We start from the raw sequence: 26,779 nt of genomic DNA on the forward strand, positions 1-26,779 counted from the left end.
TTGATGTCCGAATACCTTCTGGAAATGCGAAATATCGGTAAAGAGTTCAACGGCGTGAAGGCGCTCGATGGCATTTACCTGAAAGTGCGCGCGGGAGAATGTGTCGGGCTGTGCGGCGAGAACGGTGCAGGCAAGTCCACACTGATGAAAGTGCTTTCAGGGGTCTATCCCTATGGCACGTGGACCGGCCAGATTTTCTGGGAAGGCAAGGAACTCAAAGCCACTGGCATTCGTGATACGGAAGCTGCTGGCATCGTCATTATCCATCAGGAACTGATGATGGTTCCCCATCTTTCGGTGGCTGAAAACATTTTTCTGGGGTCTGAGCCCACCACTGGCGGCTTCATTGATTATGACCAGATGAATGCGCGTGCGGCAGAGCTGCTTGCACGGCTCAAGATTAACGACATCAATGTTGCTTTGCCCGTTTATCATTATTCCGGTGGCAAGCAGCAATTGATTGAGATTGCGAAAGCGATCAACAAAAACGCAAAACTTCTGATCCTGGACGAACCGACATCGGCGCTGACTGCTTCTGAAACGCGCGTGCTGCTTGATCTGATCAAAGACTTCAAACAACAGGGCATGGCTTGTGTTTACATTTCTCACAAGCTTGATGAAGTGGCGGAAATTTCGGACACCGTTACAGTTATTCGCGATGGCGCACATATTGCGACACGCCCCATGGCCGAGCTTACAACGCCAGACATTATCACCATGATGGTGGGACGCGAGATGAAAAACCTCTTTCCGCGTGAGCCCCATGACATTGGTGAGGTGGTGTTTGAAGCACAGAATATCAGTTGCTGGGACGTGACCAATCCCGAGCGCAAGGTGGTTGATAATGTTTCCTTCGCTCTGAGACGAGGCGAGATTTTGGGTATTGCGGGCCTTGTCGGGGCAGGGCGCACCGAGCTGGTCTCAAGTCTGTTCGGCGTCTGGCCGGGTGCGCATGAAGGAAAGGTTTTCCTCGAAGGGAGGGAAATCAAAATCAAAACTCCGCGGGATGCGGTGCGCCAGGGCATTTGCATGGTGCCGGAAGACCGCAAACGCGACGGAATTCTTCCGATCATGCCTGTCGGTCATAATATGACGATTTCCGTGCTTGAGCGGTTTTCGCTGCGCGCTTTGATAGACAAGGAGGCGGAGCTTGCAACAATTCAGCGCGAAATTCTGCGCCTTAAAGTGAAGACGGCTGATCCGATGCTGGAAATTGCTTCGCTGTCGGGTGGCAATCAGCAGAAAGCAGTGCTTTCAAAAATGATGTTGCCTGATCCTAAGGTTCTCATTCTTGATGAGCCAACACGCGGCGTTGATGTTGGTGCAAAATACGAAATTTATAAACTTATATTCGAGCTCGCCAAACAGGGCGTATCCATTTTGATGGTTTCATCCGAAATGCCGGAGGTGCTTGGCATCAGTGATCGTGTTCTCGTGATTGGCGAGGGCAAATTGCGCGGCGATTTCCCGAATGAAAATCTCACCCAGGAGAAGGTTCTTGCCGCTGCAATTGGCAAGCCTGCAACCAATGCGGCCTAGTTTTTATAAGTCTAATTCCGCAGTCAATCTAACCGGTGCATGACATGACGTTGACAGGCAAAAGCCTCAGAAAATTTCTCGCAGAATACAAGATCGTGGCGCTTCTTATCGTTGTTGCGCTGATTTGGGCATTCTTTGCTATCATGACTTACGACCCGGAAATGGGGCGGTCGCAGTTTCTGACGGCGCGTAATTTCTCCAATCTTCTACGGCAGATGGCGATTACCGGGATGCTGGCCTCCGCCATGGTGTTTGTCATTGTAGCGGGTGAAATCGACCTCTCTGTCGGGGCTATGCTAGGCTTGCTGGGCGGTATCGCAGCCGTGCTCGATGTGGTTTATGGCTGGCCATTATGGGCAACAATCAGCACCGTGCTGGTTCTGGGCGTGATTTTGGGCGGCTTTAATGGATGGCTGACGGCTTATCTCGGCATTCCGTCCTTTATCGTTACGCTCGGCGGACAATTGGTTTTCCGCGGCATCGTGCTCGGCATTATGGGCGGTGTAACGATTGCGCCGATCTCATCAGATTTCAAATATCTGGGGCAGGGTTATCTGCCGGAATGGTTTGGGAATGTCTGTGCGATGGCTTTGTTCGCCGTGCTTATATTGATCACGCTGCGGACGCGCGCCAGCAAGCGAAAGCACAATCTGCAAACGCTGTCACCGGCAATGGAGATTGCACGCCTGATCGGTACAGGTATCCTGATCCTTGGTTTCATTCTGGTGCTCAACAGCTATCAGGGCGTTCCATTTCCGGTTCTGGTGTTGCTGGTCATTCTGGGTGTTTTCACAATCATTTCGCGACAGACGGTTTTTGGCCGGCATATTTATGCGGTTGGCTCAAATCTCGAAGCAACGCGCTTCTCTGGCGTTAATGTGAATTTTGTCAAAATGGCTGTGTTTGCGCTGATGGGGCTGATGGCGGCTGTCGCAGGGCTGACCACAACAGCGCGTCTTGCAGCCGGTACGCCATCGGCGGGTTTCGGTGGCGAACTTGATGCGATTGCATCGTGCTTTATCGGCGGTACATCCATGCGTGGTGGCGTGGGATCAGTCATTGGTGCGCTGGTCGGTGCGCTCATCATGTCGAGCCTCGACAATGGCATGTCGATGCTCGGCGTTGATACATTCTGGCAGCAGATCATCAAAGGCAGCATTCTGGTGCTGGCCGTCTATCTTGACATTGTATCGTCAGGCACGCGTCGCGCCTGACGGAGCGGGGGTAAGCGGCGCATGGAAGCTGGAATTGATAAGTTCTGCTTCCAATCAAAGACCTGAGAGCGCCGATCTGATCGGATCGGCGCTCTCAGCGTTAAACACAGAGTTTTTCTTCCCTGCTTTCGCCGATCAGGCTTCTGGAGAGTATCCGAATGTCACGGCGGGGTTTTCTGCCGTTTCAACCCAGATGCTCTTTGCTTGCGTGTAAGCCATCAACGCATCCTTACCACTGGAGCGGCCATAACCGCTGCGCCCAAAGCCGCCGAACGGGGACATAACAGAAATGGTCTTATAGCCGTTGATCCAGAACGTACCGGCACGCACATTTGCAGCAACGCGATGCGCGCGTGCAACATTTTCGGTCCATACCGCGCCCGCAAGACCATACGGATTATCATTGGCAAGCGCGACGGCTTCGGCTTCGTCATCAAATGGCATAACAGCCACGACAGGGCCGAAGACTTCTTCCTTTGCGATATTCATTGCAGGATCAACCTGATCGAGAATTGTCGGCGCATAATAATATCCGCCGGTTTCTTCAAGTGCTTCCGGCTTCTTGCCGCCCGCTGCCAATACGGCCCCATCTGCAACACCGTCGCGAACCATCTGGTCGATCTTTGACCATTGCTTTGCATTGTTGATCGGACCGATTTGTGAATTATCATCATAAGGATCGCCGACAACGATGCGGTTTGCTGCCTTGGCATAGCGCTCAACAAATTCCTGATGGATCGAACGATGCACGAGCAAGCGCGAACCAGAGACGCAGCTTTGTCCTGCACCACTGAAGATAGCCGATTGTGCACCGATAATCGCACGCTCGATATTTGCATCTGGAAACACGATGTTCCCGGATTTGCCGCCAAGCTCAAGAATACAGGGAACCACGTTCTTTGCAGCAGAAGCAGCAATGGCCGAACCGGCCTGAGCCGAACCGACAAAGACCACAAGTCCGGTTCGCGGATGCGAAATCGCAGCTTGCCCCGCTGTTGGCCCATTGCCCGCGATTACATTGACCAAACCGCGCGGTGCACCGCCCTGTTCACACATCAGGCCAAGGATAAGCGTGGACAGCGGTGTGAGTTCTGATGGTTTAATGACGACGGCATTTCCTGCGCAGATAGCAGGCGCGATCTGCCAGCCACCGGTAAACAATGGCGCATTCCATGGGGTGATTTGCGTCACAACGCCGATTGGTTCGTGTCGTGTATAGTTAAGGTGGCTGCTCGGCACAGGAATAACATCGCCGTAAAGCTTATCGCACCAGCCTGCATAATATTCGAACATTTCGGCAACGCGAACAGCCTCACCGCGAATATCGCGAATGGGGCGTCCGGCAGAGCGGCTTTCGATTTCCGCAATGCGCTGCGCATGCTCGCGGATATGCCGGGCAATCTCGTTCATCACGCGACCGCGACCGGAAGCCGTCAGAGCCATCCATTCCTTTTGCGCGCGCGCAGCACTCTCCATTGCGGCATCAATAACCGATTGATCTGCATCTTTGTAAGATGCAAAGACTTTGCCCGTCGCCGGATCAGTCAGGTTCTGCTCAGCGCCATTTCCAGTGATAATCTCACCATTCACAAAGCTACCGATCTCGCCTGCGGGAAAGAAGCTTTTAAAAAGTTCCGCTATGCGTTCGGACTGTGCGTTTTTATCTACACTTTGCGTCATTGTTTCGCTCACTCTTTGGATGAATCGGGTTGAAAAGCACCCATGCGGGTGAAATCATCGCTGTCTTGGAGATGTTCTGCATTGGCCCAGAGTTTTGCGACCACTGACGTGAGAGGCGTATCCGCGCCGGTGCGCTCGGCCATTTCCTGAGCGAGGCGAACGTCTTTGCGCATCAACCCCATCGAAAAGCCGCTGTCGAAACGATCATTCATAACCCATGTCGGAAAATGGACTTCGCTGATCATGGACTTACCGGACGCCGCGTTCAAAACGCGCAATGCAGCCTCTGGGCTAATTCCGGCAGCAAGAGCCAGTTTCAGGCCTTCGCTGGTCGTGACCATGTGAGCGGCAGCAAGCAGATTATTGACAAGTTTCGCAACATTGCCAGCACCACTTGGTCCAACATGCAGCGCTTTGGCCGCCATCGATTCAATAACCGGCTGCGCAAGCGCCAGATCGGCATCACTGCCACCGATCATCATCGTCAGTTTTCCGGAAGCCGCACCAGCCGGTCCGCCACTGACAGGCGCATCAAGGAAGCCATGGCCGAGGGCATCAAGTTTTTGCGCTAAAGCGCGGCTGACATCAGGCTCAGACGTCGATGTGTCGATAATAACGACCCGTTTGCGATCTTGAGACAATTGATGGAGTTGTGCATTTACAACCGCTTCAACATCACGGGCAGTTGGCAGAGAGAAAACCAGAAAATCTGCTTTTTCAAACAAAATATCGAGTGTGTCTGCGGGCGTTACATCTGCGTTTTGCGCCAATGCTTTGCGCTCATTTGACAAATCGAAGCCGAGGGTAGGAAAGCCTTTTGCCGCCAGTGTTTGCGCCATGCCCAGCCCCATGCTGCCGAGGCCAACAACACCGACAATTGGTTTTTCCTGTTGCGACATTCCACATCTCCATTGTTTTGCGAACAGACCCGCGTCCACCGCATTTTGAATGAAGAAAAGCTCGCATCAAAGCGTGCAAACGCATAGTCGGCCCGGCAACAACGTTGTGTCCCACATGGTGCAACAGTCCCTTAAAGAACTTATACAAAGGTGCTAAGACGCTGGTGTATCACGCCTTGAAAATGCTCAATCGTCACACGGTTTTAACCAAGGCTCTATGAGCCATGCTTTCCGATCCTCGGTATTACCTGAACGCAGCCATATTATTGGCAAGAAAGCCACTCAGTCTTTCGACAGAAAGCGGCAAGCGGCGGCGTGCTCTCACCAGCAGATGCGCACTCGCTTCCGCAAGTAGCGGATCGGACAGCTCTCTTACGGCGACTGCGTTGCGCGCCAATTCTGTGGAGACAGCGAAACGAGGCAGAAACGATATGCCAAGGCCAGCAATTACAAAACGCCGCAAGACATCGATCGATGTCGTCTCGACGAGTGGCGAAATAACGAAACCCCGGTCTGCAGCAACACGCGTAACAAGCTGTGTAATGCCATGCCCCGGCGCCAGCAGCGCGTTGGCTATGCCCGCACAGTCCGCCAGTTCCAGCTTGGCTTTCGTCAATAAAGCATGGTGCGGCGGCGTCACCACGCACAGCGATTGTTTTGAAATCGCCAGCGAGCGAACGCGTGCGTCCATCAGAGGGTTGTAAGCAATGCCGATATCGGCATCTCCATTGGCAATGCCGTCCAACACTGTTTGTGTCCCGCCCAGTTGTAGGTCGTATTGCACATCGGGGTAGATTTTGACGAAGGAACCGAGGCCATATTGAAGAACATCGGCAAGAAAGCCCTCACCGCATAAGATACGGACACGCCTTTGCTGCACGCCCTTGAGAAAGCCGAGTTGCTCAGTCAGCAAACTGTGCTCTTCAAGAACGCGCCTGCTGTGTTCCAGAACAAGTTCACCTGCCTCTGTCAAAGTCATGCCGCGCGCCGTGCGTTCAAACAGAGGCAAACCGATATTGCGCTCTGTTTCAGCAATCTGGCGGCTGACAACCGATGGCGCAACGCGCACATGCTCGGCTGCGGCACGGATAGACCCGAACCGCACAACAGCCATGAACATGCGTAACTCTTTAGCGTCCAGTGTTTCCATGATCGTTTGTTGCTGAGAAGGCACCGCTAATCAATATGCATTGCGTATATTGCAACGCAAAACTCAAGCTGGTGCCAGCTCGCTTGCAACAAGTTTGATCCAGAAATTGGCCCCAATGGGCAAAAGGGCGTCGTTGAAGTCATAATAAGGTGAGTGCAGCCCCGGATTGGAGCCATCGCGTCGGCTGCCCAGCCAGAAATAGCAACCGGGCTTTTCCTGCAACATAAACGCAAAATCTTCCGCGGCCATGCTTGGCGCCACATCCAAAACGTTCAGACCGAGGTCGGGTGCAGCGGCAAGCGCACGAATCTTGCGTGCATTTTCTGCCGTATTGATCGTTGAAGGATAGCGCTCCTCATAATCCACACGTGCTGTGCAGCCAAAAGCTTCTGCAACCGAAGCAGACAAATTCTGCATACGACATGCGATGATCTGGCCGACTTCAGGCAGAAACCAGCGTGTTGTTCCGCGTATGATCATCGTCTCAGGAATGACATTCCAGGCATCGCCGCCATGCATCTGTGTAACGGATACAACTGCCGATTCCAGTGGCGACACATTGCGGCTGGCGATAGTCTGTAGAGCGGTGACCAATTGCGCCGCCGCCACCACCGGATCGGCTCCTTCATGCGGCATTGCCCCGTGAGCGCCTTTGCCCTTCAGTTCAATCTCGAAAGTACCGAAAGCCGCCATCATTGCATCGTCGCGGGCTACACATGTGCCCACATCGAGTGCTGGCCAGTTATGCATGCCATAAACTGCATCGACCGGAAAATCTCTGAACAGGCCTTCCTTTACCATTTCCCGACCGCCACCTTCATTTTCTTCCGCCGGCTGGAATATGAAGTGAACCGTTCCGTCAAAGTCGAGCTTACTAACCGCTTTCGCCGCCGCAAGAGCCATGGTGACGTGTCCGTCATGGCCGCAGGCATGCATTTTGCCTGAAGTCTCTGACACATAGGCAACGCCACTCTTTTCGACGATTGGCAAAGCATCCATATCGGCCCGAATGCCAATCGCACGTGGTGATGAGCCGCGTTTAAGGCTGCCGATGACACCCGTTTTCGCATAACCGGTTCGAACATCATAACCCCACAGCCGAAGTTTCTCGGCGATGAATGTTGATGTCCGGTTTTCCTCAAATGCGAGTTCCGGATGTCGATGCAGATCGTGCCGCCATGCTGTGGCTTCCGCAATATCGGCTTCACTCAAAACAGCAGCCATATTTGAACGCTCCCAATAGATTGCTGACGGGTCCTGTGACCGGACCCGCCGGAGAACAATTTAGCCCATGATACGCAACATCAGATCGGCCACAACAACCGAACCAAGATAGGTACCGATCATCACGCATATAGCGACGATGACGATTTTCCAACCGGAGCGACGGGCAATTTCAAATTCATTCCGCGTCAGTGCCAGACCACCATAGGCCAGCGCCGGTGTTGCGAGCGCCAGAAAGTTAAGCTCACCCACCTTGGCCAAAACGAATTCTGATCCGGGAACGCCGGGGATCGTAATGATAATAGCGATAAGCGAAACCCAAGCCACACTTGGCAGATAAAACGGCATGTAGCGCGCCATAATCAGGCCACCAAGAGATGCCGCATAAAGCACTGCCATACCCGGCAAAGCCTGCACAGGCGTGACACCTGTGCCAACCCAGTTGGCAATCAGACCCAGAAAGCAAGCAATGATGAGAAGCAGCGCATTCTCAAGAATATCGATTTTGCGTTCGTCTGTGCTCTCGACAGACAAGGTCAATGTATCGACTTTGTTTTTTACTGATTGTGAAGTCATCGATCTCTCCCCTTATGCAGCGTTACGGTATTCTTCGGGACGGCACTTTTTATAAAGCCATTCAGTCAGCGGCAGAGCCACAAACAGACCGACATAAAGTCCCGTTGCATAAGTGAGAATGTTACTGGCCGCAGCGAGCGCAAGAATGAGATCCTGTTGTTCGGGGATAACACTCACCAAACCGCCCGTACAGGCAGCAAGCATACTGCCAGAGCCCACGCCACACGACATGGCCAAAGCACGGACATCGAACACGCCCAGACTGTGCACCAATGGCGGCATAATTGCGAATACGAATGTACCGATAAGAGTTCCTGTCGCGTAAACACCCATGACACCTGCCCCTTCAGGGCTGTCGAGGCCATATTTATCCGCGATCAGTGCCAGATTGGGTTCACGATCAATCGAGTAGGTCGCCCCAATCGTCTCACGTCCCATGCGCAGCACGAAGACGGCAATCGGAAAGGCGATGGCGATTGTTCCCAGATTGCCTATTTCTTGCAAAATCAGTGCCGGTCCGGTTGCAATAATATTATCAATCTGTGGACCGACTGTTGTGCCAAATTTTGCAATGAATGGCATAATGGCGATGGTAATCATCGTGCCTGATAGCTTGATAGAATCAGATTTGAGGACTTTTCCAGTCGCTTTCAGGATATGTGGATTGAGAATCACACCGAGCGCAAACGCGTAAAGCATTGGCAGAAAGATAACCGCGCCAATGCCGATGGATATTTTACGAATGCCAATCAGCTCTGAAATACAGATGATAAGCAGGACGAATACGTGCAGCCAGATATGGCGCATCGCAAATACGTTATTCCCCTTCACGCGGGCCTCCTTGTTTTTGTCTTACCGCTGCCTAACAGTATGATCAGTTTAAAAGCAAGCACCAGACTGACATGCGCGAACGGAGCGTTGCTTTGCCAGCAACAGAACAAGCGATCAGGAGGTGGTCAGGAGATTTACGTTTTACGTTTTGCCGGGGCCGCTTCACGAGCGAATCAATTCTGGCGTTGTGCGCGTGGTATGGTGACAAAAAGCTGAATAATTATGGTCGCATCGGAGGGAAATTAGGCCCTAATGTTTATAATCACCGCCAGCGCATCTGTTTACAACTCCACATTAGTGCCAAGTGTGAAACACAATCTCAGTACAATGAAGAGGGATTTTTGCAGCCGCCGGCCAAAGCTTTCATTTGGGTGATCTTCGACGCATCCAGGCCGTCGTATTTTGTTCGCCGCTTGTAGAATGAAGGATTGTTCATCCCATGTTCGCGGCATAAATCGGGCACTGGAACACAACCTACTGCTTGGCTCAGGATGGGAAGAATTTGCGGTTCGTAAAATCCCTTGTTTTCCTGCTCTCAGAACGCTGGAAACTCGGCGCAGCGCGCCGGTTCTTTAAAGCGTAAATGCTGTTGGAGTAAAACAAGGGTCGATAAGATTATGCTTCGCGTAAAGGGGGCGAGCGTCGGCATTGAAGTGTCTTATATTATCCGCAGAAGCCAGTTCGTCAATGACAACCGCTCGTCATCGCAGATCTTTGCGAAACGCGCAGCATAGGTGCATCAAAAGATAACAAGTCAGTCTTTAGCCTACCGAGAAAGCTCCGAAAAAACTTTCTCTCAGCTTATTGATTTGTCAGTGCTGCGAACTGAGCACAATGATCGGCAATTGAAGTTCCTGTACCATCGGCTATGTCCTGCATTGAGGTGCGATTTTCCCCGTCGAAGCTGTAGCCCTGTTCGCCTGCGCTTTCATATTGATCACCTTGTGCCGCATCTGCGGGGGCGGGGAGCATCGTGATCATTTTTTCATAAGCTGTAACAACATCATTGGAGATGTGACCTTCTGTGGCGCAATATTTGATCAAGCCAAGTTGGTTACGCGATGAATTAAATAAGAGTTGGGTGTCATCGGCAAATGCCGACGATGAAGCGATAATGAGCGGCATGGAAAGCAAGATTGAGAATGATCGGTTACGCATGGAAATGGGACCTTAAATAAATTGATATTGATTTCTAGGAACGGGAAGAACTACTGGCTCTCTTTGTTTTTTTTCATCATCCGACCGAGCGTTACCTGTGATTTATACTGTGCGCAAACCGTCTTCACATCGACGTCATTGGCTGCTGCCAGATCACTCAAGGATTGTTCGTCACCTTGTAGATAAGAAATGCCCTCACGCCCCTTCTGCTCGTGCACGTCAGCTTCAGCCGAGCTTTCAACCTCACCAAAAATTTCTTCAGTGCCAACATGAAAAAATTCTTCGGAATCGGGTTCGAGAAACCCTAGGTTGCTGCAATATGCGACAATTCCCTGATCATTTCGCCTTTCCAAATAGGCCGGGTCGGCATTGGCCTGCGCCAAGGCCGTTACAGAAGATAGCATCATGATTGTTAATACAGGAAATGCAAGATATACAGTTTTACGCATCTATTCAGACCGCCTTGATATTTTATATTTATATTGCGGGCTCAATTACACTTAATATTGCGAGCGCGCGAGGTTCGATATCTTCGACATTCGTATAAGGCTTCCAATTAATCGTCAGTACGCCATCTTCCATCTTCACACCATCTTTATAATTGCTTGAAGGTGCGCTTGTCTCATCATAGCGGATGGTGATGGATTTCAACCCGTCTTTGAGAGCCGTTCTGCCGATATCTGTTGCAGTGATTGTTCCAATCGCTTGGAGTATCGGATCAATGATTGGTTTACGCAAATAGTCATCGCTTGCGTATGAATCTGCAAGGCCTGGTAGGGCTAGACTTTTGGTATCCAGATTGATGGTGACCGGAAAGCCAGCTAAGTCCTGAATTTCCAGTTGGTATTTTGGCCAGATATCGGTTGCATAAGTAGCAATGGCGCGGCGCTCAGCGAGCCCCAGGTTCTCAGCAAGTGCTGCAGCAGGTGCCGATGAACAGAAAATGCCAATCAGTGCCACATAAAACAATTTTTTCAAGACGTGCTCTTTCCGAGTTTATCAGGAAATATCGGAGGCTTTTCAGCCGATTGAGTCACGTTTGGTATCACTCTGTCCGCAATTTGGAACCATCCAATTATGATGTGTAGCTCAGACCAATTTATTTGGGAGCATTTCCAATGTTCAAATCAAAACAGCAAAAACTGCTATTTTTCAGCAGCTTACTATTGCGGGTTTCGATTTGATTCGAGCTTTAAGTTGCGCTCTGCGTTTCAGCGCTTCGTATCGACGATGTCATCGGCCGGGCAAATGGCTTCTTCTTTGGTTTAGGCAACAAACCTTCACGCTGAGCCTTTTTCTTTGCTTCTTTTTTCGCTCGACCTATTGCAGCTTCTTTTTCGCGAATTCGTCTTTCGGACGGCTTCTCATAAGCGCGACGGGCCTTCATTTCGCGAAACACACCTTCGCGCTGCAATTTCTTTTTCAAAACACGTAGGGCTTGATCGACGTTATTATCTCTGACTAGAACTTGCAAAGTATCTCCTCTCTATTGTTTTTTATACAGAATGATCACGGGCTATTCTTGCAGCCCTCAAACGATCGGTCTTGGCGGCGATAGCGGATCTCTCCTCGTTGAGAATAGCTTGAGCTGCCAGATCCGTTCGCGATTTCTGTGCTTCAAGGCGTGAAGGCATTGGCTTGAACAGCGTATCTTTTGTAAGTTCTGTTATCATTTTTTTTCTTCCGATTTGCGTGAATATCTATAGCGACCGCGTTCGGCTTTTAGAGCAACCGCCCGCACTTCTTCTCAAAACATTTGAAAGTTTTGCCCACTCTCCCGACAAAACGGGGCGCTCTGCGCTGACATTTGATGTCGATGCCTGTTTTACAGGCGTAACATCAAGTTTTCGTATAGTGGGAATGAAGTTATACGCATGATCAATTTGAGTTTTCATGATGCCTCCCAGGTGAAATATTTCCTCGTCTGAAAAAGATCAAATAAAAAAGGGTCGAGTGTCCACCCGACCCCTCAAGTTTTAACTTCTTTCAACAGTGCCAGTACATCCGTGGTCAAAGGAAAGAAGAAAAAATATTTAAGCAGCCTGCAGGTTGCAAGCCGACATTTTGCCGGACTTCATGTCCCGCTCCATATCGTAGCCAATCTTCTGGCCTTCGACGATTTCGCGCATTCCGGCGCGCTCGACGGCAGAGATATGAACGAAGGCATCAGCGCCGCCGTTGTCAGGCTGAATGAAGCCGAAGCCTTTTGTGGAATTGAACCATTTAACTGTGCCAGTGGTCATAATGAACCCTTTCATAGCAGTATAGAGGATGGCACGCTGTTGCGTGCGCAAAGTGATAACGATTTTTAAAAGGGGGTTCGTTCAGGGCACGGTGCTAAACGTGCAATAAGCAAAACTCATCAAGAAAATATCGATGTATTTTTAATAATATTTTTTTGATTAATTGTCAAATTATATTTTAATAATATTCTGTTTGGGCGCTATTTTTGAATTTTATTTTATAATCTATCGTCGATAATATTTATGAAGTTAAGTCAGGCGAGCTCTCTCCTTATCGGAGAGCCCACCCAAAAGATAAGTTGTTCATTTATGGCGTGCCATATGCAGCGGTATTGTTCGGCAATGGTGCGACGTTCATGCCATGATTTGGAATGACACCTGACATAAAATTCTGCAGAACAAGTTGCGACTGTTGAAAGAGCGGGCCGGATAGCGGCTTCATTTTGAAGGTCACATAACTGGCTTTGGACATCATCTGTCTGAGGATGCGATTGCTCATATGGAAATCAACGTGGTGAATATTGGAAGGCATGCAGCCCTCCTTTCAGATTGTGGGTAAGGACAAGCTGGTCCCTGTCAGCAAGCCTTGATAAAAATGAATGGGCCCGCAGCTTGAGGGTCAGCTTTTATGGGCCAAATAGCAAGGAAACAATTGAGGTCACTTAAAGGCGGACAATTAGTTGCCCATAGGAGCCCTCAGAGGTGGCCCGGTGCGTCAAAGCAGTTTCGGATTTCTTTTGGGGGTAAAACTTTCGACGCAGCAAGGTGCTTTGCCCTTTGTTATCTGAATTTGAGCCTCAATGTTTAAACAATATATTTGATTATAATAATCGCCAGCGAGACAGTGATTGCACCGCCGATACGCGTCGCAATCTGCGCGAAAGGCATGAGCGTCATACGGTTTGCAGCAGTAAGGATGGCGATGTCCCCTGTGCCGCCTTGACCGCTATGACAGCCGACCACGATCGCGGTGTCGATCGGATACATTTTAACCAATCGGGCGGTGAAAAAGCCGGTCGCGATAAGGGAAAACACCGTAGCGAATACCGTTATGACGGTTGGGAGGGTAAACACAGCAACAAATTCTGCCCACGGCGTAAAGGCGACGCCCATAGCAAACAGCAGTGGCCAGGTGACAATGGTTGAGAAGAACTTGTAGACATCGCGGCTTCCGCTTTCGATGCTCGGCTCAAACACGCGGCCGATCTTGGCGGCAACAACCAGAAACAGCATGCAGATGGGTGCGGGAAATTCCGTCAATTTTTGAATGAAGACGCCGAGAAGGTATAAGCTGACAATCGTGACGCCCGCCGCTGCGATTTCGGTTATGTCGGCTGATTTTGAATTTTCAGTGTTTTGGGAAGCCACATTTGCCTTGCCCGGTTGAAGCTGTCCTTCGCCGGTCAGGTGGGGCAATCGCTTGCCCAACAGATTGAGAAGTCCGCATAGCAGGACGGCTGTGAAGCTCCCAAGCATGACAATGGGTATGATCTGAGCAAAAAGCACATCTTGTGATTGATGAAGGATGAGTGAGTATCCGAGAGACAAGGGGATTGCGCCTTCTCCCAAGCCTCCCGCCATAATTGGAACGACGATGAAAAACAGACTGTGCGTGGCGGTGAATCCCATCGTCATGCCCGTCAAGGTGCCGACGATCATAGCAACGATCGACCCGGCGGCAAGGGGAATGAATACCTTGATGAAACCTGCCAACAGGACCTGACGGTCCATGCTGATGATGCTGCCGACGATAATTGCTGAAATATATAGATAGAGAAAATTCGACTGTTTGCTGAATGTCGTCACGGATTCTGCAACCGACGCCGGTATCCAACCATAGAACACTGCAGCCGAAGGGACAACAAATGCCATGATTGCGGCACCGCCCATCAGCCCGAGGATTCGCACACGCTTGCCCAATTCCATAAAGAAGAAGCCGCCAATCGCCAGAATGCCGATCGACATCGTCAAATCAGAGGGCACCTTACCGATTGATACGAAGCCAACGACCAGAAGCGCGATAAGCAGATAAACAGGAAGCGGAACGATGCCTATGCGAATGCGCTGTGCAAGCCAGAAGCTTTCACGCCAATCTGCGCTACAAGTTTTATGCTCGGTCTGTTCACGATGAGCCATGCTTCCTCCTTCACGCTATTGTTTTAAATTTCAATAACTTTGGTGCTGAAATAAAATAAGATCTGCATTGACGGTGCGCGCAATTGCGCCCTGTCGCTGGAAATTTGTCGGATGCGTATTTCGTTGTTTTATTTATAAGTATAATTTATAAATAATGGTGGTTATAGCAATTTTTATTTAACTTGTATTTAGTATTGAATGCAATTTTATTTGTTGTAAATTGTGCGCGCCTTGTGCGGGGCGGAGTATAGGATATGAGTTTTAGTTGTACTTTAAGCGGGTTTGGTCAGTTTTCCGGCCGGCCGTAATTATCCGCCGGTTTTTCTCTGACCCTTTCATCGCTGTTTTAAATGCTGCGCAATAGCGCTGCAGTCAGCGGGTGGTATGAAATTTCTTCATTCTTAAATCCTTATTGAGAAAAGGCACGGACTTTCAAAATTGACATCAGTTAGAGCGCAAAAGATAAATTAGTCCAACTCCTGCAATTGAGGGGGAGGATTCAAGCAGCTCTTACAGCCATGTGGCATCGATGTCTGTCATAAGCTAGCGTTGACCGCCTCTCGAACGGGTATAATTTGCGCAGTTGCATAATCGTAAAGTATGGCAATATGGCGTCACAGACAAAAACGCCATTGCACAGCTTCAAAGGCCGAAGACAGTGATCGTGTAGCCGGTCTGTTAAGGTCAGCCGTTTTGGCCGGTGCAAGTTTTGCGGTTAGGAAAGGGGCGATGCCCTATGCGCCGTGCTGCGTTTTTGCATTTGGGATATAACGAAATAAGCGCGATCCTTCCTGTATTTTAGAGCAGTTTTGTTGCGCTCATTGCTGCAAACACATTGACTCTTTTTTCAAAGGGCTTAAAAGCGCAATCGGAAAAGGAGACAATCCCGTGAATGCTTCTCGCGCATCACATAGCCTGTGCGGACGAAATGGCCTCATCGCCATTTTGAGCCCTATGGCATCCGTTTCCAAAACTACCATGGCCACTTGCATTAAAACGACCACCAAAACGGTCTGACCCCTTGGCCTGCTCGCCCTCTCTCCCCGGGTCCGGCCCAGGGAAAAGGCCCGCTGGTCGCGGGTTTTTATGGAAGCGGAGAGGACAGGAGAAGGTAAATGGGTTTTAAAGTTGCAGTCGTCGGCGCCACCGGAAATGTCGGTCGCGAAATGCTCAATATCCTTGAAGAACGCGGTTTTCCGGCTGATGAAGTCGTAGCGCTTGCTTCGCGTCGTAGCCAGGGAACGGAAGTATCCTATGGCGACAAGACGCTGAAGGTAAAAGCGCTCGACCAGTATGACTTTTCCGATACCGACATTTGCCTCATGTCCGCTGGTGGAAATATTTCCAAGGAATGGTCGCCTAAGATCGGTGCGCAGGGCTGTGTCGTTATCGATAATTCGTCCGCATGGCGCTATGACGCCAATGTGCCGCTCATTGTGCCTGAAGTGAACCCGGACGCGATCGAAGGTTTTCGCAAGAAGAACATTATTGCCAACCCGAATTGCTCGACTGCGCAGCTCGTCGTGGCGCTGAAGCCTTTGCACGATGCAGCCAAGATCAAGCGCGTCGTTGTTTCGACCTATCAGTCCGTTTCGGGTGCTGGCAAGGAAGGCATGGATGAGCTGTTCCAGCAGTCGCGCGCGGTGTTTGTTGCTGATCCGGTCACTGCTCAGAAGTTCACCAAGCGGATCGCGTTCAACGTGATCCCGCATATCGATGTCTTTATGGAAGACGGTTACACCAAGGAAGAATGGAAGATGGTGGCCGAAACCAAGAAGATGCTTGATCCAAAGATCAAGCTCACGGCAACGGCCGTTCGTGTGCCTGTGTTCATCGGCCACTCGGAAGCCGTCAACATCGAGTTTGAAAACCCGATTTCGGCGGAAGAAGCACGCGATATTCTGCGCGAAGCGCCAGGCTGTCAGGTTGTCGATAAGCATGAAGACGGCGGTTACATCACGCCGTATGAATCGGCTGGCGAAGATGCAACCTATATCAGCCGTATCCGTGAAGACATCACGGTTGAAAACGGTCTGGCACTGTGGGTTGTTTCCGACAACCTGCGCAAGGGCGCTGCTCTCAACACGATCCAGATCGCCGAACTGCTTGTCGCTCGTGGCCTCATTACGCCAAAGGCACTGGCTGCTTAATCAAGATTGCAGATCGCAAAATAAAGGCGCCGGTTTTCCGGCGCTTTTTCAATTTGAGAGACTGTCTTTGAGATTGTTGCGGACATCAAGCAGCTGTGCTCGAAGATGCTGTAAATCCCCGATGGGTTGACCGAGTGCGCAAAGCACCTGTTCCGGGATGCTTTCAGCTTGTTTGCGCAACGCGCGGCCTTCATCGGTCAGCGTGATGCGAACCTGCCGTTCATCTTGGCTGTCACGGCGGCGCGCAATATGCCCTGCTGCTTCCAGCCTTTTTAAAAGCGGGGTGAGGGTGCCGGAATCGAGATTGAGTTTCGCGCCGATTTCAGAAACCGTGCGGTTATCCTGTTCCCACAAAACAATCATGACCAGAAACTGCGGGTAGGTGAGTTCCAGCTTGCTGAGGATCGGCTGATAGGCGCGCGTCAGCGCATTCGCCGTCGAATAGATCGCAAAACAGACCATGTCCGACAAATTGAGATGAGATTCCTTTGGGTCTTCTTTCATAGCGCAAGCTCCATGGCAGAACTTTATAGGAGGTGGAATTGAATTGCGCATCACATATTTGTGATAATGTATTTTGCAAAATTAGATTGTGAACAATTTAATAATTTGCAATTTTGGTTGCGGAGATACATGAATACGCACCAACGGAGATTTTCAAATGGCTATTCTTTACACCACCCAGTCTACGGCAACCGGTGGACGCACAGGCAGCGCCAAGACCGCTGATGGACGTCTCAGCGTTGTTCTTGACACACCAAAGGAGCTTGGCGGTTCGGGCGGCGAGGGCACTAATCCTGAGCAACTGTTTGCATCTGGTTATGCAGCATGCTTTCTCGGGGCATTGAAATTTGTCGCAGCCAAAGAAAAGGTTTCTGTTTCCGCTGATAGCACAGTGACCGCAACGGTTGGTATTGGTCCGCGTGAAGATGGTACTGGTTTTGGACTGGATGTGGCTCTGGAAGTCGCTCTGCCGGGCGTTGATAAGGCCAGGGCAGAAGAGCTGGTCAATGCCGCGCACATTGTTTGCCCTTATTCACATGCAACGCGCGGCAACATCGATGTCCACCTGAGCGTGGCATAAAGCGCATCCCGAAAAGTGGGAACCGGTTTTCGGAAAAAGATGTGCGGCGAACAAAATTTGCACAAGGCGCCCAGACGGGCGCCTTTGTTTTATTCATTGAGGCAGATCATTCAACGCTTTTAGGGCTGCCTCAACCTGTGCTCGCGTTTCTTCGCTCAATGGCAGAATTGGCCGCGGCGGCTCGATCTTTGCAAGATCAAGCAGATCGGCAATAACATACATCACACGGAAACTGCCATGGGTTTTGAACAGGCTCCAGAGCGGTTCAAATGTCCTATTGATGCGCTCGGCTTCTTCCTGTTTGCCGCTTTGTGCAGCGCGCACCAAGGCTGCAAACTGCTTTGGCAGAAGGCCCGCTGCCACACTGTAGAAAGCATCAGCGCCTGCAAGCAGCGCATTCTTTGCGCCCCAATCGCCGCTATAACCGATGGCGAAATCATCGGGCGTTACAGCGCGCAGTTTCGCGATCTCAGCCGCGTATTTATCATCGGCAGGCAGGGGCATTTTGATTGCCCTGATGTTTTTGAGTTCTGCCAGGCGCGCAATCAGCTCATCCGTGAAAATGAAACGGGTGGTGCCGGGATTGTTGTAGATGCACAAAGGCAGATCAGTCGCTTGTGCAACAGCTTTGAAGTGCTGAAAGCCTTCCTCCTGCGTGAGCGGTGTATAAGACACGGGCGCGAGCAACAGTGCATCAGCACCGGCATCTGCCGCATCGCGGGCAAGCGCTTGCGCTTCATCGGTCCGCAATGCGCCAACGCCCACAATGAGCGGTGTCTTACCACCGATGCATTTCACGGCGGTTCTGACTGTATGTCGGCGTTGTTCTCGTGTGAGGAACGCATAGCCACCGGTGCTTCCCAGCAGGCCGATTGAGTCCGCGCCTGTGTCATGGATGCGGGTGAGAAAAGCGCTGAGCATATCCTCTATGAGATTGCCTGCTGTATCGATTGGGGTGAGAGGGAAAGCGGAGAGACCTTTGAAAATCTTCATTGCGATACTCATACTTCAAGCTGGTCTAGCGTGACAAAAGCAGGCGAATACCAGCAAAGGCAAAGACGGCTGACAGAATGCCTTCGATCCACCGGCGAGCGCGCCGGTATAAACGCACCATGGGCGCGGTTGAAAAGATGATGGCATAGCCACAGAAGATGGTGATGCTTAGGACAATGCAGCCGCTGAGGAAGGCTGCAACCTGTGGCCATGATGAATTTGGTCCAAGGCCAAGCGTTACCAGCGCGATCCATGACAGGATCGACTTGGGATTGGAAAGATGCATCAGCAGTCCGCGCCGATAAAGCTCTCCATCCGAAAGAAGAGCATCGCCATTTATCGTACGTGCTGCAATCTTCTCGTCTGATGCCATGGCCGCGCGTGCTGCTTTGAAAGCAAGATAAAGCAGATAGAGTCCGCCGAAAATTTTTAGAATAATCAGTGCCTCGGCGTAGCGGGTGAGGATTGCCGAAACTCCGGTCGCGGCCATTACGCCCCAGAATATGGAGCCAGTCACAACCCCTGTGGCGAATATCAGCCCCGCTTTTCGACCCTGATTCATGGCTACGCCCATAATGCGCATATTGCTGGGGCCCGGGCTTCCGGCAGCAATAACATAGGTCGTGTAAACGAGCAGAAGCTGGTAGGCAGCCGGAGAAAGGTTCATGATCGTCACTCAGTTTGAACTGAGGCAATCAATAGCATTCTCCGCATGCAATATCTGTATTGCGATTGTATCGAAATCTCACGAAATTGTCACTGTTTTGGTCAGAAATGGCCAAGCTGCGCCATTCATCGCAAATCTGTCATTCTATTCCGCCTGTGCTTCAAGATTTTCCATATCGTCATCCGAAAGGCCGAAATGATGGCCAATTTCATGGATAAGCACATGGGTAATGATGTCGCCGAGCGTCTCTTCATGCTCGGACCAGTAGTCGAGAATAGCGCGGCGGAAAAGTGTGATGCGGTTTGGGGTGTCGCCCGTTTGCAGGCTGAAGCGTTCACCAATGCCCGCGCCCTCGAACAGTCCTAACAGGTCGAAAGGCGTTTCCAGTCCCATATCTTCGACAATCTGTTCTTCGGGGAAGTCAGATATCTGGATAATAATATCGCCGCACAGCGTCCTGAACTCTTGAGGCAGATGCGCAAGAGCTTCAATCGCGATAGATTCGACTTCATCAAGTGACGGCGACAAACGTGCCGCCCAGTCACCGCTTTGATCTTCTCGGGCCATTTCAGCCAATCGTGTCCTATTCACTCGTTCAGGCCACCATGCTTAGACCAGAGGTAGATAATGATTTGATCATTATGCCCAAGGACGCAATTCAGCGTTTTTCGCCTCGAACGTATCAATGCTTTTAGCCTTTTCCATGGTCAGGCCGATGTCATCAAGACCATTGAGCAGGCAGTGGCGCTTGAAGTCGTCGAGGTCAAAGGAAATCGAACCGCCATCGGGGCCATGGATTTCCTTGGTTTCGAGATCAACAGTCAGCGTTGCATTGGCGCCACGCGACGCGTCGTCCATCAGCTTGTCGAGATCTTCCTGGCTGACCTTGATCGGCAGAATGCCATTCTTGAAGCAATTGTTGTAAAAGATGTCGGCAAACGAGGTTGAGATCACACAGCGGATACCAAAATCAAGCAATGCCCAAGGCGCATGTTCACGCGAAGAGCCACAGCCAAAATTATCGCCTGCGACAAGAATCTGCGCATTGCGATAGCCGGGCTTGTTGAGCACGAAATCCGGATTTTCGGTTCCGTCTTCGTTAAAACGCATTTCGGCAAAAAGCCCCTTGCTCAGACCTGTGCGCTTGATCGTCTTGAGATAATCCTTCGGGATAATCATGTCCGTATCGATATTGACGATCGGCAGGGGGGCTGCAACGCCCGTGAGCTTGGTGAACTTATCCATCTTCCTGACCTGTCGGTTGGGTATTTTAAATTTGCAGTCTGATTTACATCAGCCCAGCACAGAGTCAATCTTTCAGGAGGCGAGTGCCCAATAGGTCGCAACCTTGAAGCAGATTAGCAGCGCTTCCGGCCTGTTTTGAAGAGGCCGGAAGTGGTTATCGTGTTTTGCGCATGAATATGTCTGAAATTAGTATCTAAAATTCAGAATCATGCGCCGGAGTTGGTTTGGGCGAAATTATTGCATATCAAGTGCGATGCCGCCGGCTTCACTGCCAGTCAGCCTGCGTGCTTTTCCATCTGCTCCGACGACAACGGTATAGCGTCTGCGCAGCATGGTGAGGTTTGGCGAAACTGCGACATCAATCGCAGGGTCGAATTGCAGGGTGATCCGCCAGAGATCAGGCTTGATCGTTTCTTCAACAGCGATAATGCGTGCTTTAAAAACAGTTGAGTGAAAGGTGCCTGAAACGCGTTGACTGACACGGTAAGGGGCCGCACCGTCTTCGATATGCGCGGCATCGGTCTTCGCGCCATAGGCTGCCAGCGTGTTCCAATCACGTGTACCGGACTGGCGAGCAACGAGGTCAAGCGCTTTTCCGTGGCTGATTTGGATGCCCTCTTCCCCCAGAGCCTGCCGCAAACGGCGAGCCTGATGTTTAAAATGCGTCGTATTATGCCCAGCAAGGGTAGCTGTGGTCATGGTTTTGCTCCTGAATGTGAGCAGCGTTTTCGTGAACGGGTACCCGCATTGCCGTTTCTGCCGTCACCGGAACAGGAACGTGAATTCAGAATGCTTTACCATGGCCATGAGGCTGCGAGCGGCGGGTGCATTCCAACCCAAGGGCGGAAAATAGGCATATGTGAGGAGGATTACAAGCCCCTCAATATGGGAATGGGGTGCTTGCACCCTGGCGCTGTTCAGTGCACAAATTGCGCATGAAAACACTTGCTCGCCCACGTCGTTCCGTTTTGTTTGTTCCTGCCTCCAACAGCCGTGCGCTGGAGAAAACGCTGGCGCTTTCAGCCGATTGCGTGATTTACGATCTTGAAGATTCTGTTGCGCCAGAAGCAAAAATCGCTGCCCGCGATGCGTTGATTGCGCATTTTTCCCTTTATCCCAAGGTTCAGTTTGAGCGCATCGTGCGGGTGAATGCTGCGGACACGCAATGGGGAGAGGCGGATATTCTGGCGGGCGCGAAAATCGGCGCGGATGCCGTTCTTCTGCCAAAGGTCGAGCGACCGCAGGATGTGATTGATGCCGCTAATCTGCTGGATGGCAGCGATGCCGCGTTGTCCTTGCGCATCTGGGCAATGATTGAAACGCCACGCGGCATTCTCAATGCGGATGAAATTGCCATGCTTGGCCATCGTTCGGCGGCAAGGCTTGGCTGTTTTGTGGTTGGACCCAATGATATTGCGCTCGCCACGGGCGTTCGTCCGCAAGCCGGGCGGCCTTATTTGATCCCATGGCTCATGCAGATTGTTCTCGCGGCGCGCGCAGGCGGTATCGATGTGCTGGATGGCGTTTATAATGATTTTCGCGATAGCGCTGGCTTCGAGGCTGAATGCTTGCAAGCGGCTCTGATGGGCTTTGACGGCAAGACGCTCATTCATCCGTCGCAAATTGGCGCTGCAAACCGTGCTTTTTCGCCATCGGATGACCAGCTTGCCCATGCCGGCGCTGTGATAGAGGTGTTTTCGAAAGCAGAAAATGCGGATAAAGGCGTTGTGTCGCTGGACGGCCAGATGGTTGAGCGCCTGCATCTCGCAATGGCTGAGCGTCTGCTTGCAAAATCAAATTCATCATCATGACAAAGGAAGAAAGACTATGAAGCTTTATCGTTTCATCACTGGCCCGGATGACTCCGCATTTTGTCATCGCGTGACCGCCGCTTTGAACAAGGGCTGGCAGCTTCATGGCTCGCCAACCTATGCGTTCAATGCAGCAACGGGCGTGCTCCATTGCGGCCAGCCGGTTATCAAGGAAGTTGAAGGTGTAGACTATACGCCGGACATCAAGCTCGGCGATTATTGATAAGACGAGAAAAAGGCCGGTTTCCCGGCCTTTTTTTCAGTTCAGTCCACGCTTTTCAATCATTGCATCGGGCGTTGGCATCTTGCCGCGGAAGGCTTTGTAAAGCTCTTCCGGATCGCGGCTGCCACCGGCTGAATAGATATATTGCCTGAGTTTTGCTGCCAGTTCCGGGTTAAATGCATCGCCGGTTTCTTCAAAAGCCGCAAATGCATCGGCATCGAGCACTTCCGACCACATGTAAGAATAGTAGCCGGCTGAATAGCCATCACCAGAGAAGACATGGGTGAAATGTGGTGTGCGGTGACGCATGATAATTGCATCTGGCATCGATAGCTTTTTCAGCGCTGCTGTTTCAAATGCCAGTGGATCGGTGATCTTTTCCTTGCCGGTATGGAACGCCATATCGACGAGCGCAGATGCGGTGAATTCAACCGTGTTGAAGCCTGCATTGAACGAGCGCGCGGCAAGCACCTTATCAAGAAGTGCCTTTGGCATGGCTTCTCCCGTGCGATAATGCACGGCGTATTTTTCAAGCACCTGCGGCACGGTCAGCCAATGCTCGTAAAGCTGCGACGGCAATTCAACAAAGTCACGCGAAACGGCGGTGCCGGAAACGGCTGGCCATGTTACATCCGATAAAAGTCCGTGCAGCGCATGGCCAAATTCATGAAAAAGTGTGCGGGCATCATCAAGCGAGAGAAGCGCCGGTTCTCCGGCTTTTGGTTTTGCAAAATTCATGACATTGTAGATGAATGGTTTTTGGCCTGCATCGAGCTTGTGGCTCGATTGCAGCGAACTCATCCACGCGCCGGAACGTTTCGATTTACGGGCAAAATAATCACCGAGAAACAGGCCGCGTTCGCTGCCGTCCGCATTGAGCACCTGAAACACCCGTACATCTGGATGCCAAGTGGTAATGCCCTGCTTTTCTTCAAAGCGAATACCGAAAAGGCGCGTTGCCACATCAAAGCTGGCTTCGATGATCTTTTCGAGTTGCAGATAGGGTTTCAGTTCAGCCTCATCGAAAGCAAAACGCTCGGCACGCAGCTTCTCGGCATAAAAACGCCAGTCCCATGGCGCGACCTTGTGATTGCCACCATCGGCGGCGATCAGACGTTCCAGTTCTGCTTCTTCTTCGCGCGCCTTGGCCCGCGCCTTATCCCACACGGGTTCCAGCAGGTTCATGACAGCCTCTGGCGTCTTGGCCATGGTGTCATCAAGCTTGTAGGCGGCAAAATTGGCATAACCGAGCAGATGCGCCTTGCGCTCGCGCAGTTCCACCATTTCGCGCACAATCTCGCGATTGTCGTTGTCGCCTCCATTTTCGCCACGCTTAGCCCAGGCATTGAAAGCTTGCTCTCGAAGTTCCCGGTTTTCTGAAAAGCTCAAAAATGGTTCGACAATCGAGCGTGAGAGCGTCACCGCCCAAACGTCAGGTCGGCCATGTTCGCCAGCCGCACTTTGCATGGCGTTTTTAAGAAAATCGGGAAGTCCCGCAAGATCGGCTTCGTCGGTGATGAAAAGCGCCCAGCCTGCTTCATCCTTCAGCACATTCTGACCGAAGCGTGCGCCAAGCCCGGCGAGTTTTTCATTGATGCCTGCGAGTTCGCTTTTGCCTGCCTCATCAAGTTTCGCACCAGAGCGCACAAAGCCCTTCCAGGTCTTTTCCAGCACACGCTTTGTCTCCATGTCGAGATCCAGATGATCGCGCTTTTCATACAGTGCGTTGATACGCGCAAAGAGAGCCGGGTCCATCATGATACGCGAGTAATGGCGCGACATTTTCGGCGCGATTTCGCGCTCAAGCGCCTGAATCGTATCATTGGTATGTGCACCCGCGCGCAACCAGAAAACTGACGAAACACGGTCGAGCGCCTTGCCTGAAAGCTGTAAGGCTTTGAGCGTATTCTCAATCGTTGCCTCGGAGGCACTGTTTGCAATGGTTTCCACGTCTGCAAGGTCGTAAGCCAAAGCAGCATCAAAGGCGGGGGCGAAATCGTCATCCTTGAACGCGGTGAAATCCGGCAGGCCGAGAGGTCCATTCCATTCGGTCAGTGCATGATTATAGACGGGCGTGTCGGACATCGCAAAACTCTCACTTAAATGAACTCGATATGAGTAAGACTTAGGATTTGAATGCGTTGAGGACAAGGGGAATTGGCAGTATAAGCAGAATATGAAAAAGCCGTCATGAAAGTCGCGCAGGGGTTGACTTTGATGCCGACCCGGCGCACATGAGCCTCGCAGCCGCATTTTCTTTGGCTGCATTTCAACCGGAGTTTTATTCTCTTATGCCAAGCGACAGTCACAGTCGATTGTTTCAGCCGTCAAGGCAGTTCGTGATCTGATCGCTTGCGGTCGGCTTGCACGATCTGCCTCTGACGGCGGATCGACAGAAAGGCAAGCCTATGACCGACAACAACTTCTTCTCTGAAGTGCTTAATGTTGCCGACCTCCCTGCTGCGGCAATTGCCAGCCGCATCGCCGATATTCGTACAGGTGACGCGGTCGAGATCGTCAATGAACTGGATGCAGATGATGCAATCGCGGTTCTTGCACAGCTATCGCACGATGATGCCATCCGCCTGCTTGACCAGCCGGAACTGGAACGTGCGACCGAAATTCTTGCAAATTTACAGCCCAATATCGCAAGCTCGCTGCTTGATGGCATGTCCGCTGACCGTGCCACGGACGTTTTCCAGGACATGGAAGATGCGGATCGGGCACGGCTTTTTCCCATTCTCGCGCCTGAGACAAAGGCTGCGTTGAAAAAGCTTATGGGCTATCCGCCGAACACGGCTGGTAGTCTGATGACCATTGAATTCATCACGGTTCCTTCGGACTGGAATGTCGGGCAAACGCTTGATCATATTCGTAAGGTCGAGCGCACACGGGAGACGGTTTATGCAATCTATGTGGTTGAGCCACAGACCCGCGTTCTGCTGGGCGTGGTCAGCCTGCGTCGTCTGATTGTTCGTGAGCTTGATGAGCCGATCCTCTCGCTTGCCCGCGATGATGATCCGATCACCATTTCGCCCCTTGCCAACCGTGAAGATGTTGCGCGGCTTTTCCGCAAGCACGACCTTCTGGCGGTGCCTGTCGTTGATGACAGCCGCCACATCATCGGCATTGTTACTGTCGATGATGTGCTGGATGCCATGACCGAGGATGCCAGCGAAGATGCTTATCGTTTCGGCGGCATGGAGGCACTTGATAAGCCTTATATGCGCATCGGCTTTGGCGAAATGCTTAAAAAACGCGGTGGCTGGCTGGGTATCCTGTTCCTTGGCGAAATGCTGACCGCAAGTGCGATGCAGCATTTTGAACTGGAGCTGGAAAAAGCACTGGTTCTGACCTTGTTTATTCCGTTGATCATGTCGTCCGGCGGTAATTCCGGTTCGCAGGCAACCTCGCTGATCATTCGCGCGCTGGCTCTACAGGAACTGACGCTTAAGGACTGGTGGCGGGTCGCAATTCGCGAAATACCAACCGGTCTGGCACTTGGTGCATTCCTTGGGTTTATCGGTGTTGTCCGTATTGCTATCTGGCAGAATCTCGGCATCTATGACTATGGAGAGCACTGGATGCTGGTTGCGGTCACGGTGGGGATGGCGCTTGTCTGTATCGTGACCTTCGGCTCGCTGACAGGTTCGATGCTGCCGTTCATTCTGCGCAGACTGGGCTTTGATCCCGCAAGTGCCTCGGCGCCTTTTGTCGCCACACTGGTTGATGTGACGGGTCTCGTGATCTATTTCAGCGTTGCGCTGGTCATTTTGTCGGGTACCTTGTTATAGAAACACCGGCAAAACTGTCACAATCAGCCTGTAAACAAACATCTAAATCCGGTCTTTTCGGGTTAAATGAGGGGCAGTTTCGCGCTGCCCCTTTCTAAAACGTAAAAAAACCTGTAAGAGCGCCCCATTGATTTTCCGTGCATCCATCTTGGCGCGGCTCCC

28 protein-coding genes and 1 pseudogene are annotated in these 26,779 nt (G+C 51.4%); 7 read left to right on the forward strand and 22 right to left on the reverse strand.

Annotation, left to right across the window (positions count from 1 at the left end; all coding sequences use genetic code 11):
* Positions 1-3 precede the first annotated feature (3 nt).
* Positions 4-1,539: a xylose ABC transporter ATP-binding protein gene (locus VBH83_RS06315; RefSeq protein WP_265985096.1), complete on the forward strand. Its 1,536-nt coding sequence runs from the start codon at positions 4-6 to the stop codon at positions 1,537-1,539.
* Positions 1,540-1,583: 44 nt separating this feature from the next.
* Positions 1,584-2,753, forward strand: a complete 1,170-nt coding sequence (locus VBH83_RS06320) for a sugar ABC transporter permease (protein WP_265985097.1) — start codon at positions 1,584-1,586, stop codon at positions 2,751-2,753.
* Positions 2,754-2,888: 135 nt separating this feature from the next.
* On the opposite strand, the gene VBH83_RS06325 is transcribed toward VBH83_RS06320, so the two are convergent.
* From VBH83_RS06325 to VBH83_RS06395, 15 genes and pseudogenes are all read right to left on the reverse strand, one after another.
* Positions 2,889-4,433 (reverse strand): aldehyde dehydrogenase family protein, encoded by a 1,545-nt coding sequence (locus tag VBH83_RS06325; protein WP_396996819.1) that lies wholly within the window; start codon positions 4,431-4,433, stop codon positions 2,889-2,891.
* Positions 4,434-4,441: 8 nt separating this feature from the next.
* Positions 4,442-5,332 (reverse strand): NAD(P)-dependent oxidoreductase, encoded by an 891-nt coding sequence (locus VBH83_RS06330; RefSeq protein ID WP_396996821.1) that lies wholly within the window; start codon positions 5,330-5,332, stop codon positions 4,442-4,444.
* A 244-nt stretch (positions 5,333-5,576) separates the two neighbouring features.
* The gene (locus VBH83_RS06335) at positions 5,577-6,482 is read right to left on the reverse strand and encodes a LysR family transcriptional regulator (RefSeq protein ID WP_265985099.1); all 906 of its coding nucleotides are present in this window, start codon (positions 6,480-6,482) and stop codon (positions 5,577-5,579) included.
* Between the two features lie 63 nt (positions 6,483-6,545).
* Entirely contained in the window at positions 6,546-7,706 is a 1,161-nt protein-coding gene (locus VBH83_RS06340; protein WP_396996823.1) for a M20 aminoacylase family protein, read from the reverse strand.
* Positions 7,707-7,766: 60 nt separating this feature from the next.
* Complete coding sequence (locus tag VBH83_RS06345; protein WP_265985101.1) at positions 7,767-8,282, reverse strand: hypothetical protein; 516 nt, start codon at positions 8,280-8,282, stop codon at positions 7,767-7,769.
* Positions 8,283-8,294: 12 nt separating this feature from the next.
* Positions 8,295-9,089: a DUF3100 domain-containing protein gene (locus VBH83_RS06350; RefSeq protein ID WP_323054552.1), complete on the reverse strand. Its 795-nt coding sequence runs from the start codon at positions 9,087-9,089 to the stop codon at positions 8,295-8,297.
* A gap of 379 nt (positions 9,090-9,468) precedes the next feature.
* A pseudogene (locus VBH83_RS06355) lies at positions 9,469-9,615 on the reverse strand (IS3 family transposase); the annotation flags it as partial.
* 299 nt (positions 9,616-9,914) lie between these two features.
* Complete coding sequence (locus VBH83_RS06360; protein WP_265985104.1) at positions 9,915-10,271, reverse strand: hypothetical protein; 357 nt, start codon at positions 10,269-10,271, stop codon at positions 9,915-9,917.
* A gap of 50 nt (positions 10,272-10,321) precedes the next feature.
* Positions 10,322-10,720 (reverse strand): hypothetical protein, encoded by a 399-nt coding sequence (locus tag VBH83_RS06365; protein WP_265985106.1) that lies wholly within the window; start codon positions 10,718-10,720, stop codon positions 10,322-10,324.
* 28 nt (positions 10,721-10,748) lie between these two features.
* Positions 10,749-11,249, reverse strand: a complete 501-nt coding sequence (locus VBH83_RS06370) for a hypothetical protein (protein ID WP_265985108.1) — start codon at positions 11,247-11,249, stop codon at positions 10,749-10,751.
* Positions 11,250-11,463: 214 nt separating this feature from the next.
* Entirely contained in the window at positions 11,464-11,745 is a 282-nt protein-coding gene (gene rpsU, locus VBH83_RS06375) for a 30S ribosomal protein S21 (protein WP_265985109.1), read from the reverse strand.
* A 22-nt stretch (positions 11,746-11,767) separates the two neighbouring features.
* Positions 11,768-11,944, reverse strand: a complete 177-nt coding sequence (locus tag VBH83_RS06380) for a hypothetical protein (RefSeq protein ID WP_265985110.1) — start codon at positions 11,942-11,944, stop codon at positions 11,768-11,770.
* Between the two features lie 360 nt (positions 11,945-12,304).
* On the reverse strand, positions 12,305-12,514 hold the full coding sequence (locus VBH83_RS06385; RefSeq protein WP_094507679.1) for a cold-shock protein: 210 nt from the start codon (positions 12,512-12,514) through the stop codon (positions 12,305-12,307).
* Positions 12,515-12,821: 307 nt separating this feature from the next.
* The gene (locus VBH83_RS06390; RefSeq protein ID WP_265985115.1) at positions 12,822-13,046 is read right to left on the reverse strand and encodes a hypothetical protein; all 225 of its coding nucleotides are present in this window, start codon (positions 13,044-13,046) and stop codon (positions 12,822-12,824) included.
* Between the two features lie 272 nt (positions 13,047-13,318).
* Complete coding sequence (locus tag VBH83_RS06395) at positions 13,319-14,650, reverse strand: 2-hydroxycarboxylate transporter family protein (protein ID WP_396996828.1); 1,332 nt, start codon at positions 14,648-14,650, stop codon at positions 13,319-13,321.
* Between the two features lie 1,115 nt (positions 14,651-15,765).
* On the opposite strand from VBH83_RS06395, the gene VBH83_RS06400 reads away from it, so the two are divergent.
* Positions 15,766-16,800: an aspartate-semialdehyde dehydrogenase gene (locus tag VBH83_RS06400; RefSeq protein WP_265985116.1), complete on the forward strand. Its 1,035-nt coding sequence runs from the start codon at positions 15,766-15,768 to the stop codon at positions 16,798-16,800.
* Positions 16,801-16,848: 48 nt separating this feature from the next.
* On the opposite strand, the gene VBH83_RS06405 is transcribed toward VBH83_RS06400, so the two are convergent.
* Positions 16,849-17,304 (reverse strand): MarR family winged helix-turn-helix transcriptional regulator, encoded by a 456-nt coding sequence (locus tag VBH83_RS06405; protein ID WP_265985117.1) that lies wholly within the window; start codon positions 17,302-17,304, stop codon positions 16,849-16,851.
* Between the two features lie 157 nt (positions 17,305-17,461).
* On the opposite strand from VBH83_RS06405, the gene VBH83_RS06410 reads away from it, so the two are divergent.
* On the forward strand, positions 17,462-17,884 hold the full coding sequence (locus VBH83_RS06410; protein WP_265985118.1) for an organic hydroperoxide resistance protein: 423 nt from the start codon (positions 17,462-17,464) through the stop codon (positions 17,882-17,884).
* Between the two features lie 93 nt (positions 17,885-17,977).
* Here VBH83_RS06410 and VBH83_RS06415 read toward each other — a convergent pair whose 3' ends face one another.
* From VBH83_RS06415 to VBH83_RS06435, 5 genes are all read right to left on the reverse strand, one after another.
* Complete coding sequence (locus tag VBH83_RS06415) at positions 17,978-18,877, reverse strand: dihydrodipicolinate synthase family protein (RefSeq protein ID WP_396996831.1); 900 nt, start codon at positions 18,875-18,877, stop codon at positions 17,978-17,980.
* Positions 18,878-18,902: 25 nt separating this feature from the next.
* Positions 18,903-19,544, reverse strand: coding sequence for a LysE family translocator (locus VBH83_RS06420; protein ID WP_265985120.1), 642 nt, complete (start codon positions 19,542-19,544; stop codon positions 18,903-18,905).
* A gap of 144 nt (positions 19,545-19,688) precedes the next feature.
* Positions 19,689-20,111: a metallopeptidase family protein gene (locus VBH83_RS06425; RefSeq protein ID WP_265985121.1), complete on the reverse strand. Its 423-nt coding sequence runs from the start codon at positions 20,109-20,111 to the stop codon at positions 19,689-19,691.
* Positions 20,112-20,183: 72 nt separating this feature from the next.
* Positions 20,184-20,789 carry a 3-isopropylmalate dehydratase small subunit gene (gene leuD / locus VBH83_RS06430; RefSeq protein ID WP_265985122.1) on the reverse strand — a complete coding sequence of 202 codons (606 nt, stop codon included), beginning with the start codon at positions 20,787-20,789 and terminating at the stop codon, positions 20,184-20,186.
* Positions 20,790-21,023: 234 nt separating this feature from the next.
* The gene (locus VBH83_RS06435) at positions 21,024-21,488 is read right to left on the reverse strand and encodes a glyoxalase superfamily protein (protein WP_265985123.1); all 465 of its coding nucleotides are present in this window, start codon (positions 21,486-21,488) and stop codon (positions 21,024-21,026) included.
* Between the two features lie 236 nt (positions 21,489-21,724).
* On the opposite strand from VBH83_RS06435, the gene VBH83_RS06440 reads away from it, so the two are divergent.
* Together VBH83_RS06440 and VBH83_RS06445 are read left to right on the forward strand one after the other, a co-directional pair.
* Positions 21,725-22,600, forward strand: a complete 876-nt coding sequence (locus tag VBH83_RS06440) for an HpcH/HpaI aldolase/citrate lyase family protein (RefSeq protein WP_396996834.1) — start codon at positions 21,725-21,727, stop codon at positions 22,598-22,600.
* A gap of 16 nt (positions 22,601-22,616) precedes the next feature.
* Entirely contained in the window at positions 22,617-22,823 is a 207-nt protein-coding gene (locus VBH83_RS06445) for a DUF1737 domain-containing protein (protein ID WP_396996836.1), read from the forward strand.
* Between the two features lie 36 nt (positions 22,824-22,859).
* Here VBH83_RS06445 and VBH83_RS06450 read toward each other — a convergent pair whose 3' ends face one another.
* On the reverse strand, positions 22,860-24,908 hold the full coding sequence (locus VBH83_RS06450; protein ID WP_396996838.1) for a M3 family metallopeptidase: 2,049 nt from the start codon (positions 24,906-24,908) through the stop codon (positions 22,860-22,862).
* Between the two features lie 323 nt (positions 24,909-25,231).
* Here VBH83_RS06450 and mgtE point away from each other — a divergent pair, with 323 nt between their 5' ends.
* Positions 25,232-26,617, forward strand: coding sequence for a magnesium transporter (mgtE, locus tag VBH83_RS06455; protein WP_265985128.1), 1,386 nt, complete (start codon positions 25,232-25,234; stop codon positions 26,615-26,617).
* Positions 26,618-26,779: the final 162 nt, after the last annotated feature.

This window comes from Ochrobactrum sp. S1502_03 (assembly GCF_044435015.1).
Lineage (GTDB): Bacteria > Pseudomonadota > Alphaproteobacteria > Rhizobiales > Rhizobiaceae > Brucella > Brucella chromiisoli.

Bases quoted from the DNA above. Each gene is read 5' to 3' on its own strand.
- VBH83_RS06395 (WP_396996828.1), bottom strand. From the start codon at position 14,650: ATGGCTCATCGTGAACAGACCGAGCATAAAACTTGTAGCGCAGATTGG.
- VBH83_RS06425 (WP_265985121.1), bottom strand. From the start codon at position 20,111: ATGGCCCGAGAAGATCAAAGCGGTGACTGGGCGGCACGTTTGTCGCCG.
- VBH83_RS06450 (WP_396996838.1), bottom strand. From the start codon at position 24,908: ATGTCCGACACGCCCGTCTATAATCATGCACTGACCGAATGGAATGGA.
- VBH83_RS06405 (WP_265985117.1), bottom strand. From the start codon at position 17,304: ATGAAAGAAGACCCAAAGGAATCTCATCTCAATTTGTCGGACATGGTC.
- VBH83_RS06325 (WP_396996819.1), bottom strand. From the start codon at position 4,433: ATGACGCAAAGTGTAGATAAAAACGCACAGTCCGAACGCATAGCGGAA.
- VBH83_RS06445 (WP_396996836.1), top strand. From the start codon at position 22,617: ATGAAGCTTTATCGTTTCATCACTGGCCCGGATGACTCCGCATTTTGT.
- VBH83_RS06320 (WP_265985097.1), top strand. From the start codon at position 1,584: ATGACGTTGACAGGCAAAAGCCTCAGAAAATTTCTCGCAGAATACAAG.
- VBH83_RS06380 (WP_265985110.1), bottom strand. From the start codon at position 11,944: ATGATAACAGAACTTACAAAAGATACGCTGTTCAAGCCAATGCCTTCA.
- VBH83_RS06365 (WP_265985106.1), bottom strand. From the start codon at position 10,720: ATGCGTAAAACTGTATATCTTGCATTTCCTGTATTAACAATCATGATG.
- VBH83_RS06440 (WP_396996834.1), top strand. From the start codon at position 21,725: ATGAAAACACTTGCTCGCCCACGTCGTTCCGTTTTGTTTGTTCCTGCC.
- VBH83_RS06420 (WP_265985120.1), bottom strand. From the start codon at position 19,544: ATGAACCTTTCTCCGGCTGCCTACCAGCTTCTGCTCGTTTACACGACC.
- VBH83_RS06315 (WP_265985096.1), top strand. From the start codon at position 4: ATGTCCGAATACCTTCTGGAAATGCGAAATATCGGTAAAGAGTTCAAC.
- VBH83_RS06400 (WP_265985116.1), top strand. From the start codon at position 15,766: ATGGGTTTTAAAGTTGCAGTCGTCGGCGCCACCGGAAATGTCGGTCGC.
- mgtE (WP_265985128.1), top strand. From the start codon at position 25,232: ATGACCGACAACAACTTCTTCTCTGAAGTGCTTAATGTTGCCGACCTC.
- VBH83_RS06335 (WP_265985099.1), bottom strand. From the start codon at position 6,482: ATGGAAACACTGGACGCTAAAGAGTTACGCATGTTCATGGCTGTTGTG.
- VBH83_RS06415 (WP_396996831.1), bottom strand. From the start codon at position 18,877: ATGAAGATTTTCAAAGGTCTCTCCGCTTTCCCTCTCACCCCAATCGAT.
- VBH83_RS06345 (WP_265985101.1), bottom strand. From the start codon at position 8,282: ATGACTTCACAATCAGTAAAAAACAAAGTCGATACATTGACCTTGTCT.
- VBH83_RS06410 (WP_265985118.1), top strand. From the start codon at position 17,462: ATGGCTATTCTTTACACCACCCAGTCTACGGCAACCGGTGGACGCACA.
- VBH83_RS06435 (WP_265985123.1), bottom strand. From the start codon at position 21,488: ATGACCACAGCTACCCTTGCTGGGCATAATACGACGCATTTTAAACAT.
- VBH83_RS06340 (WP_396996823.1), bottom strand. From the start codon at position 7,706: ATGGCTGCTGTTTTGAGTGAAGCCGATATTGCGGAAGCCACAGCATGG.
- VBH83_RS06330 (WP_396996821.1), bottom strand. From the start codon at position 5,332: ATGTCGCAACAGGAAAAACCAATTGTCGGTGTTGTTGGCCTCGGCAGC.
- VBH83_RS06390 (WP_265985115.1), bottom strand. From the start codon at position 13,046: ATGCCTTCCAATATTCACCACGTTGATTTCCATATGAGCAATCGCATC.
- VBH83_RS06360 (WP_265985104.1), bottom strand. From the start codon at position 10,271: ATGCGTAACCGATCATTCTCAATCTTGCTTTCCATGCCGCTCATTATC.
- VBH83_RS06385 (WP_094507679.1), bottom strand. From the start codon at position 12,514: ATGACCACTGGCACAGTTAAATGGTTCAATTCCACAAAAGGCTTCGGC.
- VBH83_RS06350 (WP_323054552.1), bottom strand. From the start codon at position 9,089: ATGCGCCATATCTGGCTGCACGTATTCGTCCTGCTTATCATCTGTATT.
- leuD (WP_265985122.1), bottom strand. From the start codon at position 20,789: ATGGATAAGTTCACCAAGCTCACGGGCGTTGCAGCCCCCCTGCCGATC.